The organism is Deltaproteobacteria bacterium (genome assembly GCA_019309045.1).
In the GTDB taxonomy this organism is placed as follows: Bacteria; Desulfobacterota; Syntrophobacteria; order BM002; family BM002; genus JAFDGZ01.
This window is the reverse complement of sequence record JAFDGZ010000018.1, coordinates 28,097-42,088: the sequence shown is the minus strand read 5'-3', so window position 1 is coordinate 42,088 and position 13,992 is coordinate 28,097. Positions and strand designations below refer to the sequence as shown.

Sequence of the window (13,992 nt, the reverse complement as noted above, 5' to 3'; positions counted from 1 at the left end):
AACAAGCCGCCGCCCTTCTGTTTGCCGGCACCTGTGGACACTTCTTTCTGAAACCTCTCGGCAGTATGTGCCACACTGGCAAGAACCGTGTACTGCAGCTCGCTCTTACCTGGCTGCTCCTGCCATTTGTTGATCATTTTGACAAAGTCTTCCAGAACTGCTGTCAACAACCTGCTGTCGAGAATTTCTTTCTGTTTGCAAAAAGCAGCATAGACAAGGGAATTGAAACAAGCAATAAGTGTTTCTTTTCCAGGCGGAGGTTCACTCCCTTCCGGGTGCAACAATCGCTGCACATTGCTCTGTACATCTTTGTCGAAGTAAAATCCGTCCAGCATTCTCTTTTCATGCGCAGGCAGATCCTTTTTTGCCTGCTCCAGGATAGCAACAGCCCCATCGCCTTTTGCTTTCTCCAGGAATTTACGCATGCTGGCAAAAATCTCCAGATAGACCTGCACTATCGCCGAGACCTGACCATTGCCACCTCCGATGGACGGCGTCATGCCGCCTCCCACCTTCTCGATGAGACCGGAGCTGATAAGCGAGTTGAGAATCCGGTAGGCAGCATACTCCTCATGGCCGCTGTCAGCAATAATCTTTGTCACTGATCGTTTGCCGTCTACCAGGGACAGGATGCGCCACTCATTAGCGTTCAGTTCTATGGCACCCTTTTTCTGCTCGATATTCTTGCTGAGGCGAAAGACAATGTGAGGATGAGGGATCTGTTTGGTGAGCAGTGCCCATTCATCAATGCGGCGGCTCCCTTCCAGAATGATTTCCATGTGATTGAATTCAGTAGTGTACTCAGGATCAAGGGATATTTCCTGGTCCTGGTATTCAAAATCGCCACGCTTCCATAAAAAAAGGTCATAGAGAACTTCACGTACCTGCTGGTGAATAAATCTCTTCAGAGTCTCAGAGGAAATAAACCCCTTCTCCACCAGGATTTTGCCAAGTCGCTCCTTCCTTCGTTTGGCTACTGCCAGAGCCTGCTGGAGTTCTCTAGCTGAAATGATGCCCTTGGTGCGCAACAGGTAGCCAAGGCGGACTTCCTTCTGCGTTCCCGTGGCATGCACAATGGTGCCGTTCTTGAAGTACACCTTCACTGTTTTGCCCTGATCATGTATGGTCAGGACGCCGGTCTTCTTGTCTCCGCACAGCAGTTGGAAGATGCTCGAGAGGTAAAAGGTCTCAATGTTTCCTTTAAGAGCCATGGACACCACCCTTTTCATGAACCCGAACATTTTTCCAATCGAGGCCGTTGTGGGCTTGGCTAAACATCCGGGTGAGATTGCTCCAAAGAGTGCCTATAGCAAAATTGAAGCCAACTCTTCAGACAGGCATCCCATTGCATCACGCCTGCCGCCCAACGAAATAGCGCCGCTTCCCTATGATTCGAGATATTCGCGCGCCAAGCGAACAATGGAATCCTTTTCTGCAGGTGTGAACCAGTGGATTTCCTGGTCTTGGCGAAACCAGGTCAGCTGTCTCTTGGCGTATCTCCGTGTATCCCTTTTCATGCTGTCCACCGCCTTTTCGAGCACCATCTCACCCTTGACAACGCGCACCATATGCCGATAGCCCAGGGCCTGCATGCTCTTGAGCTCAGGACCGTAGCCGCGCTGCAGAAGGTCTTGCACTTCGGCAACAAGTCCAGCTGTTAGCATTTCATCTGCCCTGCGTTCAATGCGCGCATAGAGTTCATTGCGGGGCAAATGCAAGCCGATCTTTAGTGCCCTGTACATGCTTTGGCTAAAGCCGTGCTCCTTTTGCAGCTTGGATATGGGTGTGCCGGTGCATTCCCACACTTCCAGAGCACGTACGACACGCACGAGATCACGAGGGTTCAGTCGCCTGGCAGTCTCGGGATCGACTTCCTGTAGTCGCTGATAGAGAAAGGTGTCTCCTTTATCTGCAGCCTCCTTGCGGAGTCGTTGACGCACTTCAGCATCCTTGGCAGCTCCAGGGAAAAGTCCGTACAGGAGACTTTTCAAATATAAGCCGGTGCCACCGACCACCACTGCCAGGCGATCTCTCTGGCGGATCTCAGCAATGGCAGCCCTGGCCATCTCTGCATAAATGAAGGCGTCGAAATCTTCGTCCGGATCCAGTATATCCAGCAGATGGTGCGGCACTGCAGCCCTCTCTCTGGCTGTCGGCTTGGCAGTGCCCACATCCATGTATCTATAGACCTGCATGGAATCTGCATTGACAATCTCTCCGCCCAACTCCTTTGCCACTTCTATTGCCACACCTGTCTTGCCCACGCCTGTAGGTCCCACCAGAACGATTATTTTATCTCTCTCGGCACTCATGAATAATTGCACCTCACTGGCCGCGTGCTGCAGGCACTGCCGCCATGTCCAGCAACGATCTGCCCTTTAGAGTCTGCCAAAGAATCGGCCGATTTCATAGGTGGTCAACTTCCACCAGAAGGGACGACCATGGGGACAGGTGGCATAATAGTCCACTTCATCGAGCTGGCTTAGCAAGGAGGTCATTTCTGCAACAGTCAATTTTTGTCCGGCCTTCACTGCCAGCTTACATGCCATGGATTGCAAGGCCCTTTCCAACAGCCGATCTGGATCAGGGCCTGCTCCTGACTCATATGCCTCGGCAACCATATCCTTGAACATCTCCAGTGGATCTGCCCTCATTGCCACAGCGGGTACTGATCTCACTATGAAGGTGTTGGAGCCAAAAGGGGTTACAGCGAAGCCCAGCTTGGCAAAAAGTTCAATGGCGCCCTGCAGCCAGCCGCTTTCCTCTCCCGAGAACTCGAGGGTTGCCGGAGCAAGCAATTGTTGACTCGGCAATGGTGAGGAGGCAACTTCTGCCCGCAGTTTATCAAAGAGGCAACGTTCATGAGCTGCATGCTGATCAATTAGAATAAGCCCATCCTCCGATTCACAGAGGATGTAAGTGTGGTGCAGCTGCCCTATGACAGTAAGCCTGCCAAACAGAGGAGGAGTATCCCTCTGCTCTCTCGCCTCGCTCGCTGCCTCCCTGTTGGGCAGCTCCGCAGCAGCAGCGGCGGCTGAAATATCAGCTGCTGGCTGCAGTGCAGCCGGGGTTTCTCTCACTTCTAGACTCTCCGACCATGGCCGCTGCATCTTTGTCTGGATCCACTGGGGCTCTTTTCTGCCGGGAACCGCCGAGACAAGGCTCCGCCGCCATCCTCGGCTCTTGAGAGGTGTCAGAGCCCGACGTGCAGCGGCCTTCACCACCTCGGTCACACCCCGGGCATCCTGGAAGCGCACTTCAGCTTTGCTCGGGTGGACATTGACGTCCACCTGTGCTGCAGGCACAGCAATGAAGAGCACTCCCAGGGGAAACCTGCCTTTGGGTAGCAGGGTTCGGTAGGCCTCCATGAGAGCGTGCAGCAGCAACCGGTCGCGCACCGCTCTCCGGTTGACATAGAAAAAGAGCATCTTGCCATTTGCCCGATGCAGCTCAGGTGGACTGAGGAAGCCGTCAATTGCCAGGGATTCGCCCTTGTAGGTCACCGGCAGCCAGGAGCTGCCTATATCTGTCTGATACACCTGGTGCAACCGCTGCTCCAGGTTCTCGACCGCAGTCCAATCGCCAACCACCCGACCCCGAGAACTGAGGCTGAAATGAATTTCTGGTCGCGCCAGCGCCAATCTGGTCATGACATCCAGGATATGGCCAAATTCAGTCCGTTCTGTGCGAAGAAACTTGCGACGCACTGGTTGATTGTAAAAAAGATGCCGAACTCCTACCAGTGTGCCTGCAGGACAGCCGCACTCTCTTACCTGTCGCAGTACTCCACCAGTCGCCTGAATCTCAGTACCTGCTGTGCTGTCACGCCTTCTCGTGCGGAGCACAAACTTTGACACCGCGGCAATACTCGGCAGGGCTTCTCCACGAAAACCAAGGCTGTTTATGTTGAGCAGGTCTGCTTCAGTAAAAATCTTGCTGGTGGCGTGCCGCTCGAGCGCCAACAGGGCATCATCACTCGCCATGCCATGGCCGTTGTCGACAACCCTCACATGGCAACAACTCTTTCCTTCTACTTCCACACTGATCTGTGTCGCACCCGCATCTATTGAGTTCTCGACGAGCTCCTTGACCACCGAGGCAGGCCTTTCCACCACCTCACCAGCGGCGATCTTGTTGGCTAGAGACTCGGGCATCACTCTTATGGCTGTCATATTCTCCTCCATTTCACCTCCCCTCCTTATCCCATTCACGCCTTTTTGACAAGAACTGGAAACTGCTAGAGGATTTCTCTTTTATCTTTCACCATTTGCTCTGGCTGGACTGTTGAGAAAACCTCGCCCGTACTTCTCCAGAACCTCAGCCACATTTCACAACTCACTGCCGGGCAGAGGTGCTGTTCACAGCTCGCTCAGGCAAAGCAGCAACTGTTTCTTGCCAGAACTGGGCGGGGGTTTGCACAAGGAGGCTCTAGAGTGGGTCTTCATCCCCACAATGGTTATGGTCTGGTTCAGGCAGGTGCTTATCTGCGCTTTACCTTTGCGAAGAACGTGCTATTCTATCGAAGTAGCTTGTTCGGGCTCAGCAGAAACTGTTGGCTCGTTTCTGCTCCTATACAGTTGACACAGTTTCTTAAATAGGCTATTCATGGTGCGTCTTCGCAAACTATGGTGGTAACTAATGGGAAAAACTGATAATATTATGTCCCGCTTCCTTCGACCACCACCATTGCCTTTGCAGGATGTAGGGCACGGTTTCATTTCTCCTTTTCTGACTGGCAAACGTGATGTCTGTGAACCCTGAACTAAATGACATCATAGCCTTGCTGAGCAATTGCCTCGACGCCTTTACCTCAGTTCTTTTTGTTGCAGAAGCCCGGGGGGGCCGTCTCCGCTTGCGTGCCTGCCACACTCTCAGCAAGAATGTGATTCCAGACGCCAGTTTTTCTCCGGATGACGGCGGTCTCATCGGCTGGGTCGCCAGGAATAGACAACCTGTCAGCATCGATCATTTCGACCGTGATATCAATACCCTGCCCTATTATCGCGACGATGAAAATATCAAGTCTTTCGCGGCTGTACCCCTGCCTATGGACAGGGGAGTTCTCTCTGTGGACAGCAAGCGACAGTATGTATTCACCAGCAAAGAGCAAAAGCTTCTCCATGGCTTTGCCAAGGTGATCTGTAATACTCTTGACAATGAGCAGGCGTTCCAGCGTCACAGTCAACTTCGTCAGCTGCTAGCTCTCTGGCACCGTTCTGATCCATTGCCCGCAGATGCCGAAGATCCAGTGCCCTTTTTTACCAAACTGTTGGATCAGGGCTGCCGCTATCTGCGGCTCGATGGTGCCATTCTAGCGCTGCCCGATGGCAACTTCCTGCAAATCGTTGCCGTTGCTGGCAAGGTACCACTGTCTTTACTGCAGAGAGCCAAGCCAGTCGACAAAGGCATTGTTGGCTGGATTTTCAGGAACCGCAAAGCTCTCTTTGTTCCTAAGGTAAGAAATCGCCGTCGGCTGGCATACCTGTTTGGCCCCTCAGACGGCATAGGAGAACTCGGCGCCCTTATAGGACTGCCGCTAGCCTGGGACCCTCACAGGGTAGGGGGAGTGATTGTCTTTTTTGCCAAGAGGGCCACTGAATGGAACAAAGAGGAAAAGGCGGCAGTCACTGCCATTGTCAGGCGCGCCACCCTTGTACTGCAGAATTTTACCTTGAAAAGGGAGCTGGCGCTTGCCCGCAACCTCGATCCGGTGACCGAGACCTGTAATCTGGATGCTTTTGACAAGATCCTCTGCAAACGAATACAACGCTGCAGTAAGGTTGGCGGCACACTTGCTCTTGCCATTATGAGTATAGATGGTATGGAGCAACTCAACACCAGGGTGGCACTTCCTGATTTGATGCCGCTGCGCCAGAGTGTTTCCAGGTTCCTCCTCCAGGAGCTTCGAGGGAGACAACTCCTGGGCTGCATCGAGCCCATGCGCTTTGCTCTTCTTTTTGAGAATGCCAGCCCCAGGGCAATACATGCCCGCATGCAGGAGCTGGCCTCTGCTCTGCACCAGCACCTCCTGGAGCAGTTGAATGGCTCTACTGGCCTGCAGCCACGCTTCGCTTTTAGTATTTTCCCACATGACTCTTCCGAAGTGAGTGAACTCTGGATCAAGGCCTTTCGAGGCCTGGCCGATGATCTTCGTTGAGGGCTGCCTATTGACAGGAGAGCAAGGAAGCAAGAACAATTGCGTCAGAAAAGTTGAGCAGGCAACTAGAGGGCTGACTTTGGCTTTCCCCAGGGAACCGCGACTGGCATGGTAACTTCGCCTAGTCGATGAGCATCATCCGTATGAACTATTGGGGCTCTGCGGACAATGCCCCTCTACTAGTTTGCCTTTGCTTCAAATCGAGATGGTTATGAAACTCGTCGATTACCTCGTTGGCCTATTTTCAAAAGATCTGGCCATGGATCTAGGTACAGCCAACACCCTCATCTACATGAAGGGTGAAGGCATCGTCCTCAATGAGCCTTCGGTGGTGGCCATCAGCCGCACCAATGGCAGAGTAATTGCCGTAGGTAGGGAGGCCAAAGAATTCCTCGGCAGGACCCCACAAAAAATTGTGGCCATTCGGCCTATGAAAGACGGGGTTATAGCTGATTTCGAGGTCACCAGTGCCATGATCAAGTACTTTCTGGGCAAGGTGCACAAGCGTTCTCGCCTCTTTCGGCCCCGACTGATCGTAGCGGTGCCAACTGGCATCACCCAGGTGGAAAAGCGAGCTGTCATAGAGTCGGCTGAGCAGGCTGGCGCTCGCCAGGTGCATTTGATCGAAGAACCTATGGCTGCTGCCATCGGCGCCGGCCTTCCCATAAGCAAGCCGGTGGGAAACATGGTGGTGGACATTGGCGGCGGCACCACCGAGGTGGCGGTAATCTCTCTGTCAGCAATAGCCTACGCCGAATCGGTCAGAGTGGCGGGGGATGAGGCCAATGAAGCCATCAGCCGCTATGTTCAGCAACATTACCAGATAGCCATCGGCGAAAACGAGGCAGAACGGATCAAACTGCGCATCGGTTCTGCCACCCCTTTGCCGGAGCCCATGACCATGGAAGGCAGCGGCAAAGAGATCCTCACAGGTCTGCCGAGATCTTTCAAGATTACTGATCGGCAGGTAAGAGAGGCTCTGGAAGAGCCTGTCAATGTAATCACCGAAAGCGTCAAGCGAGCCTTCGAGAAGACGCCGCCAGAACTGGCTGCTGACATCTATGGCAACGGCGTCTGGCTCGCGGGCGGCGGAGCCCTTCTGCGGGGGCTAGACACCCTGCTGAGCTCCATGCTGGACCTCAAGGTATACGTGGAAAAAGATCCCCTCACCACAGTGGCCCGCGGCGCCGGCCAGGTTATGGAATCATTGTCCGACTACAGGCAGGTATTTCTCAACTAGCCGCTTTGCGCTTCTCTTTGCTGCAGTTACCAGGCTGAGGAGAATCTGAGCTACAACTCCTGGGATTTCTCCCTGCTGACCTCTGAAGTATATCCGCTCTACAGGATCTGACTCAGAAAGAGCTTGGTTCGTTCATGGGTGGGATCCTTGAAGAAATGCTCGGGGGTCCCCTCTTCCACAATCCTGCCGTAGTCCATGAACACTACCCGGTCGGCCACCTCCCTGGCGAAGCCCATCTCATGGGTTACCACAACCATTGTCATGCCCTCCCGGGCCAGAGTCTTCATCACCTCCAGCACCTCACCGATCATTTCAGGATCGAGTGCAGAGGTTGGTTCATCAAAAAGCATCACTTTCGGATCCATTGCCAGAGCCCGCGCAATGGCTACCCGCTGCTGCTGGCCGCCGGAAAGATTATCCGGGTAGCTTTCTGCCTTTTCTGGAATGCCCACTTTCTCCAACAAGGCCATGGCCTTCTCTTTTGCCTCTGCCTTCGAACGCTTGCGCACTACCATCTGGGCCAGAGTGATATTCTCCAGAACGTTCTTGTTCTGGAAGAGATTGAAAGACTGAAATACCATGCCCAGATCTGCCCGCACCTTGTTGATGTCGGTCTTGTGATGGAGAATGTCTACGCCGTCAATATAGATATGGCCGCTGTCGGCCTTTTCGAGACGATTCAGACAACGGAGGAAAGTGCTTTTCCCCGAGCCGGAAGGGCCGATAACCACTACCACCTCGCCCTTCTTTATCTCACAGGAGACATCTACAAGGGCATCCACCTTGTGAGTGGTATAGAAAGTCTTGCACACATTCTCTGTTCTAACCACGGATTGCAGTTCTCCTTTCAAGATATTGGACAAACATGGACAAGGTAAAGGTGAGCACCAGATAGAGCAGGGCGCACACAAACCACAATTCAAAGGGCTGCAGACTCGAGGTAACCACCTCTCTGGTCGCCTTGGTAAGCTCGCGAATAGCTATAATCCCCAGAAGGGAGGAGTCTTTGATGAGGCTGATGAACTGTCCTGCCAGGGGCGGGAGGATACGCTGAAAGGCCTGGGGCAGGATGATGTGCCGCATTGACTGGGCATACGTCATGCCCAGCGAGCGAGCCGCCTCCATTTGGCCCCGATGAATTGATTGAATTCCAGCCCGGACAATCTCGGCCACGTAGGCCCCAGCAAAAACTGCCAGGGCCGCCACACCGAACCACAGGGGCGGCAGCTGCTGCACTCCTTTCTGCGCCAGAATGGCATTGATCATAGTGCCTAGAACGAAGTACCAGATAAAGATCTGCACCAGCAGCGGCGAACCCCGGATGAGCTCGATGTAAGTAATGGCCGACCATTTGAGGGCAGGGTTGTCAGAAATCCTCGCCAGCCCAGTAAAAAGGCCGATCAATATACCTAGAAGAACGGCAATAATGCTTACCTTGAGGGTAAGCCAGAGCCCTTCCAGCAAGATACCAACCTTCCATTTTTGATACGATCCCAGGACATCCCCTGGATAGACAAAATCGTTTTCCTCCACCCGCACCGACTTCGTCGGCACTGTGTAGCGAGCTTCTTCCCCTTCAACTCCCTGAATGGCGATCTCCGTCTGCCCATCCTTGCTCACCAGGGAACGAACTTCGCCCTCAACTTCTGACTTTGTCTCGATGGTATCCTTGTAGAAGAAATACTGCGGCATCCGATACCATCGCCAGACATACTCCACCTTCTGAGTTGCATAAAGTAAAGCGGCAATCACCCCAAGCACCATAAGGAAAAATATTATGATGGAGATATGGCGCCACCCCCGCGTCCGAAGGTATTCATTCAGAGAAAAGTGTTGCATCTGACCTGCGCTCTTTCCTATCCTCGCAGCTTCCCGCCGGCTATTCTGGCAAATCCGAGAAGCGGCATGTATGAATTTACAGAGTACGCCTCCGATTCTTGCAAGCAGTAATTTCAAATCCAACGAGAAGGCCAGCATGAACACACTGTCTTCTCGTTGGACTTACGCTGCTCGCCGTCAGGACAGGGCTCTTGCAGCATGCAGTGAACTACTTACTGCTGTACTTCCTTGAGCCATTCCGAGCCTTTAATCCACTTGTTGTAAATACGGTCATAGCGGCCGTCATTCTTTACCTGCCTGAGAAAGTTGTTCAGCCAGTTCAGAAAGTCCGGGTCTCCTTTGTTCACGGCCCAGGCAAGCGGCTCATAGGTGAACGGCTTGTCCAGAAATACCAGCTTGCCCTTGCCCTGTTGGGCATTGAACACAGCGCAATAGGGCAGGTCATAGACAAAGGCATCGGCCTTGCCATTCACCACCTCCAGTGCCGCTTCCGGTTCGGTCTCAAATGATTTGTAGTTGGCCCTGGGCATCAACCGTTTTACTGCCTGCTCACCAGTGGTCCCCAGTTTGGAGGTAATGATGTATTTGGAGTTGTTCAGGTCCTTGTAAGAGGTGACCTTGCCCTCGTGCTTCTTGGCGAGCAGGATAGCCTGCCCGACGATGATGTAAGGTTCGGCAAAATTGATCTTGAGATTTCGCTCCTGGGTGATGGTCATGCCGCTCATAATGATGTCAAACTTATTGGTGGTCAGCGCAGGAATAATGCCATCCCAGGCTGTATTCACGGGCACAAATTTGACTCCCATGGCCTTGGCCATCTCTTTGGCCATATCAATGTCAAAGCCAATAAACTGCCCCTTCTTATTGGTCATCTCGAAGGGCATGTAGCCCGACTCGAAGCCGACTCGCAGCTCTCCTCTCTTCAAAATGGTCTCCAGGGTTGATTTTTTGGCAAGCTCGATGTCCGCGGCCATAACCGGCAACTGCATGAAGAACAACCCAAGAGTAATACTTGCAACAAAGGCAACTAGAATCTTTTTCATGACGTTCTCCTTTCTAAAATAGTCTAATTGACCATAGCAATGAGCACTCTGATATTTTTCTCACCTCCTCCCTGTTCATTACTAGTAAGACTTTCCTTCATCGAGCAACTCCTCGATGACCATCTGTATCTTACAATCTGGACACCTGGGTATCTCCTCGTCAGGAATGTATACTATCTGGGTCCTTTTGCATTTTGGACACTTTATTTGGACAGCTTCCTTCTTGTCTCGCATGAGATTCCCTCCAAACTAGAAATTATTACCATGACAGCCAGGTGTTCCACAACTCAAAAGCCCAGAGTTTCTCCTTCCTTCATCTCGGGCCTAGCTGGAGGCCATGGGGATTTCAGCCAAAACATTCTTCCACTTCAGCAGCCGAGACCCCTCGAAGAAGGACCACTTTTTTTCGGGCAGTAAAGCCAGAGACGATTTCTACCTGTGAGGGCGACAGCCGAAGTTGCTTGGCGAGAAACTTGACCAGGTGTCTATTTGCCTTTCCTTTTTCAGGCGATGCAGTTATCCTGATTTTCAATTGTTCATCCCTGGGCCCTGCCACCTCGTCTCTCGAGGCGCGCGGCTGCACCTGCACTTTCAGTATTGCCCCTTCAGAGCCATTGGTTACATAGGAGGCCATTTTCCGAAAAACTCAATGTTGAACAATGGACTCTACATTGGAGAGAACTGCGAAAGGATTCGCTAGCAAACACCACTGTTGGCAAGAGCTGAACAATCTCAGCTGTGACGACTCGTTCTTCGGCACTGATTGAAAATGTTTGAGACCGGCGCCATCCCCCTGCTTTCAGAGTGCCGGCCGCAAAAAACGACCCCGATCAACTCCTGTCAGGCCAAAGTCTCATGTTGTCGATCAAGCGGGCCTTACCCACAAAAACGGCTATGGCCATGAGGGCCTTGTCAGTAACCTCATCCAGGTCAACCATGGTCTCCTCATCCACCACCTGCACGTACTGTATCTCGGTATGAGGCTGCGCTTCAATAATAGCTCTGGCTCGCTTTATGACAGTTTTTGCAGACCGCTCACCCCCTGCCACCAGCTCTCGGGCCTCGAGCAGGGCCTTATAGAGGCTCAGTGCCGACCGCCGCTCCTCCGCAGAAAGGTACTGGTTGCGACTACTCATGGCAAGGCCGTCTGGTTCACGCACAGTGGGATGAGCAATAATTTCCACGCCCAGATTCAGATCCTGGCTGAGTCTCTTCACCACCACCAGCTGCTGAAAATCTTTTTCTCCAAAAACAGCCAGATGAGGTTGGACTATACAGAACAGCTTGGCCACAACTGTTGCTACCCCTGTGAAAAAATTGGCCCTGTATCTACCACAAAGATTCTTGCTGAGCTCTTCGACGATAATCTTGGTCTGAAAGCCGGGGCCATACATTTCTGCCCCCTCTGGGGCAAAAACCACGTGGACACCCAGAGCTCGGCAGAGCTCCAGATCTCTGGCCATATCTCTGGGATAGTCATCCAGATCCTCACCCGGGCTGAACTGGGTAGGGTTGACAAAGATACTGACCACCACTTCATCAGAACGACGCAGTGCTTCTTCCATCAAAGCCAGATGACCCGGGTGCAAATAACCCATAGTTGGCACCAAACCTATTCTCTGGCCGCTTCGCCAGCGTTCTTTCCGCCAACTGTTCATGGCTTCAATAGTACGAAAGACATCCATGCGGCGTCCTCGTCTCTCCGGCGACAATATCTGTCTATCTCCCCTAGTGGTCCCCCGAAAGATTTTCTCTGCTGCCTATGACAATAGACCTGACTCCTGGGGGCAAGGTGGGCTTGTCTTACTGGAGGCATTGTCAGGGCTTGGGGAAAAATTTTACCTTGCTCTCTATGTCCGCTGCTTCTGCCTCTTCCTCCTTCTGCATGTCCAGCATCTTCATATAACTCTCAACCGTTGCACGCACTTTGAATTCAAATTGTGTTCTCTGTCGCTTCAATTCAGCGATGTCTTCGTGAATTTGGGCCAGCCGGTTGTGAGCATTATTAAGTATGCGTTCCGCCTTGACCTCTGCTTCTGAAACGATGAGCTTGGCCTCCTTCTCTGCGTTGGCCTTCATGCGTTCGGCAGCTTTCTGAGCACTGATCAGGGTGCTTTTCAGTATTCTCTCTCGATCACGATACTCCTGCACTTGCCTGTTCTTTTCTGCAAGTTCTTTGCGCAGTTCATCCTTTTCCCGCAGCACGATACTGAACTGCTCCGCCAACTGGTAAAGGAACGACTCCACCTCCTTCACGTCAAAGCCTCTAAAAAGACGAAGGCGAAACTGCTTTTGTTGAATATCAAGGGGTGTGAGTTGCATGGCTTCCTCCTGTGTTGAAGTTGCGCTCATGCAGACATTCTTGCTCAGTGTGCCAATCGAAAAGCCAAGTCGCGAAGTGAGCCGACCAGGAACTGCTGCAAGAACACGATAACCAGAATGACTATCACGGGCGAAAAGTCGATGCCTCCAAAGAAAAGAGGCAGCCGGCGGCGAATGGCTAGTAGAACAGGATCAGTCACATTATAAAGAAACCGCACAATGGGATTATATGGATCTGGATTCACCCAGGATATCAATGCCCTGGCAATAATGATCCACATATATACCGTCAGCACAAAGCCGATAACGCTAGAAAGAGCAGCTAGTAGATTGGCCAGGATAAACATATTCTTTCCCACGCTGTCAGAGAAGGCTGGAAGTCAGCTTACCGTGAATGTCTGCAACTGTCAAGAGAAATACCTATACTTTTCAGGAAGATAAAGTGAAACACTCTCTGTGTTTTTCCGTTACCATTGACAGAGAGGAACTCTTTGTCCAATAATGACACCACTCTGTCAGGATAGAAGATACCGCAGCTTCATTCAGCGAGGAGGAGACAATGCTGGCTGCCAGTAAGGTCGGATTTATCGGCGGGGGAAATATGGGAGAAGCTCTGATCAAAGGACTGCTAACCTCAGAACGTCTGGCGCCCGAGCAAATCTCGGTAAGTGATGTGCGGCATGACCGCCTCCTTTACCTGCAGAACAATTACGGGGTGCACACCACGGAAGACAATGGCAGCCTCGCCAGAGACACAGACATTATGATCCTGGCGGTCAAACCGCAGAATCTGGAAGAAGTTGTCGCCGAGCTAAAGGGAAACCTGGCACATTCCCCCCTGCTGATTTCCATTGTGGCCGGCGTTTCCCTGCATCGCTTGCAGTCCGGCCTGGTCGCAGCCATACCCATGGTTCGGGTCATGCCCAATGCAGCTGCTCTTGTTCTCGAGGGTGCTTCGGCTATTGCTCCGGGAGAGCATGCCACTGCAGAACATCTGGCAGCAGCCCGCGTCCTGTTCGAATCCGTGGGAAAGGTTGTGGAAGTAAAAGAAACCGATATGGATGCCGTTACAGGTTTGAGCGGCAGTGGCCCCGGCTACATTCTCCTCTTCATGGAAGCGCTTATCGATGCAGGAGTATTCCTGGGTCTGTCGCGCTCTGTGGCCCGCGATCTCGTCGTCCAGACAACTCTGGGCACAGCAAGACTTCTCGCCCAGAGCGATGAACATCCAGCAACACTCAGAGACAGGGTTACCTCGCCGGCAGGGACCACCATAAATGGGTTGCAGGTGATGGAGCGGGCCGCCCTGCGCGCCACCCTGATAGATGCGGTGGCTGCAGCGACTGAGCGCGCTCGAGCACTGGGAAAAAAATGAGGCAGCCTGCCTCTGT

Annotated in this window: 14 protein-coding genes; 3 read left to right on the top strand and 11 right to left on the bottom strand. The window is 52.6% G+C overall.

Annotated features, from left to right (window positions below; all coding sequences use genetic code 11):
- From JRI89_05750 to mutL, 3 genes are all read right to left on the bottom strand, one after another.
- Nucleotides 1–1,211: DUF4388 domain-containing protein (locus tag JRI89_05750; protein MBW2070744.1), on the bottom strand; the 1,211-nt coding region annotated here is incomplete at its 3' end.
- A gap of 174 nt (nucleotides 1,212–1,385) precedes the next feature.
- Nucleotides 1,386–2,312: a tRNA (adenosine(37)-N6)-dimethylallyltransferase MiaA gene (gene miaA / locus JRI89_05745; protein MBW2070743.1), complete on the bottom strand. Its 927-nt coding sequence runs from the start codon at nucleotides 2,310–2,312 to the stop codon at nucleotides 1,386–1,388.
- Nucleotides 2,313–2,378: 66 nt separating this feature from the next.
- A complete protein-coding gene (gene mutL / locus JRI89_05740) occupies nucleotides 2,379–4,172 on the bottom strand; it encodes a DNA mismatch repair endonuclease MutL (GenBank protein ID MBW2070742.1) in 1,794 nt (597 codons plus the stop codon).
- Between the two features lie 578 nt (nucleotides 4,173–4,750).
- Here mutL and JRI89_05735 point away from each other — a divergent pair.
- A complete protein-coding gene (locus tag JRI89_05735; GenBank protein ID MBW2070741.1) occupies nucleotides 4,751–6,157 on the top strand; it encodes a GAF domain-containing protein in 1,407 nt (468 codons plus the stop codon).
- A 211-nt stretch (nucleotides 6,158–6,368) separates the two neighbouring features.
- The gene (locus JRI89_05730; protein ID MBW2070740.1) at nucleotides 6,369–7,397 is read left to right on the top strand and encodes a rod shape-determining protein; all 1,029 of its coding nucleotides are present in this window, start codon (nucleotides 6,369–6,371) and stop codon (nucleotides 7,395–7,397) included.
- Between the two features lie 98 nt (nucleotides 7,398–7,495).
- On the opposite strand, the gene JRI89_05725 is transcribed toward JRI89_05730, so the two are convergent.
- The 8 genes from JRI89_05725 to JRI89_05690 form a co-directional block, all read right to left on the bottom strand.
- Entirely contained in the window at nucleotides 7,496–8,227 is a 732-nt protein-coding gene (locus JRI89_05725; protein MBW2070739.1) for an amino acid ABC transporter ATP-binding protein, read from the bottom strand.
- Nucleotides 8,220–9,236, bottom strand: coding sequence for an ABC transporter permease subunit (locus tag JRI89_05720; protein MBW2070738.1), 1,017 nt, complete (start codon nucleotides 9,234–9,236; stop codon nucleotides 8,220–8,222). Before JRI89_05720 ends, JRI89_05725 begins: the two co-directional genes overlap by 8 nt.
- Before the next feature lie 212 nt (nucleotides 9,237–9,448).
- A complete protein-coding gene (locus JRI89_05715) occupies nucleotides 9,449–10,279 on the bottom strand; it encodes a transporter substrate-binding domain-containing protein (protein ID MBW2070737.1) in 831 nt (276 codons plus the stop codon).
- A gap of 81 nt (nucleotides 10,280–10,360) precedes the next feature.
- On the bottom strand, nucleotides 10,361–10,513 hold the full coding sequence (locus tag JRI89_05710; GenBank protein ID MBW2070736.1) for a hypothetical protein: 153 nt from the start codon (nucleotides 10,511–10,513) through the stop codon (nucleotides 10,361–10,363).
- A gap of 112 nt (nucleotides 10,514–10,625) precedes the next feature.
- Nucleotides 10,626–10,913 carry a YggU family protein gene (locus JRI89_05705; protein ID MBW2070735.1) on the bottom strand — a complete coding sequence of 96 codons (288 nt, stop codon included), beginning with the start codon at nucleotides 10,911–10,913 and terminating at the stop codon, nucleotides 10,626–10,628.
- Nucleotides 10,914–11,109: 196 nt separating this feature from the next.
- Entirely contained in the window at nucleotides 11,110–11,964 is an 855-nt protein-coding gene (locus JRI89_05700; GenBank protein ID MBW2070734.1) for a pantoate--beta-alanine ligase, read from the bottom strand.
- Nucleotides 11,965–12,097: 133 nt separating this feature from the next.
- Nucleotides 12,098–12,601, bottom strand: a complete 504-nt coding sequence (locus tag JRI89_05695) for a DivIVA domain-containing protein (GenBank protein ID MBW2070733.1) — start codon at nucleotides 12,599–12,601, stop codon at nucleotides 12,098–12,100.
- Nucleotides 12,602–12,645: 44 nt separating this feature from the next.
- The gene (locus JRI89_05690; GenBank protein MBW2070732.1) at nucleotides 12,646–12,948 is read right to left on the bottom strand and encodes a YggT family protein; all 303 of its coding nucleotides are present in this window, start codon (nucleotides 12,946–12,948) and stop codon (nucleotides 12,646–12,648) included.
- Nucleotides 12,949–13,160: 212 nt separating this feature from the next.
- On the opposite strand from JRI89_05690, the gene proC reads away from it, so the two are divergent.
- Nucleotides 13,161–13,976 (top strand): pyrroline-5-carboxylate reductase, encoded by an 816-nt coding sequence (gene proC, locus JRI89_05685; GenBank protein ID MBW2070731.1) that lies wholly within the window; start codon nucleotides 13,161–13,163, stop codon nucleotides 13,974–13,976.
- The last annotated feature ends 16 nt before the right edge of the window (nucleotides 13,977–13,992 follow it).

What these genes read in the sequence shown, in the direction of transcription:
- JRI89_05695 (MBW2070733.1), bottom strand. Translation starts at nt 12,601, where the DNA reads ATGCAACTCACACCCCTTGATATTCAACAAAAGCAGTTTCGCCTTCGT.
- JRI89_05720 (MBW2070738.1), bottom strand. Translation starts at nt 9,236, where the DNA reads ATGCAACACTTTTCTCTGAATGAATACCTTCGGACGCGGGGGTGGCGC.
- JRI89_05730 (MBW2070740.1), top strand. Translation starts at nt 6,369, where the DNA reads ATGAAACTCGTCGATTACCTCGTTGGCCTATTTTCAAAAGATCTGGCC.
- miaA (MBW2070743.1), bottom strand. Translation starts at nt 2,312, where the DNA reads ATGAGTGCCGAGAGAGATAAAATAATCGTTCTGGTGGGACCTACAGGC.
- JRI89_05690 (MBW2070732.1), bottom strand. Translation starts at nt 12,948, where the DNA reads ATGTTTATCCTGGCCAATCTACTAGCTGCTCTTTCTAGCGTTATCGGC.
- mutL (MBW2070742.1), bottom strand. Translation starts at nt 4,172, where the DNA reads ATGACAGCCATAAGAGTGATGCCCGAGTCTCTAGCCAACAAGATCGCC.
- JRI89_05700 (MBW2070734.1), bottom strand. Translation starts at nt 11,964, where the DNA reads ATGGATGTCTTTCGTACTATTGAAGCCATGAACAGTTGGCGGAAAGAA.
- proC (MBW2070731.1), top strand. Translation starts at nt 13,161, where the DNA reads ATGCTGGCTGCCAGTAAGGTCGGATTTATCGGCGGGGGAAATATGGGA.
- JRI89_05715 (MBW2070737.1), bottom strand. Translation starts at nt 10,279, where the DNA reads ATGAAAAAGATTCTAGTTGCCTTTGTTGCAAGTATTACTCTTGGGTTG.
- JRI89_05710 (MBW2070736.1), bottom strand. Translation starts at nt 10,513, where the DNA reads ATGCGAGACAAGAAGGAAGCTGTCCAAATAAAGTGTCCAAAATGCAAA.
- JRI89_05705 (MBW2070735.1), bottom strand. Translation starts at nt 10,913, where the DNA reads ATGGCCTCCTATGTAACCAATGGCTCTGAAGGGGCAATACTGAAAGTG.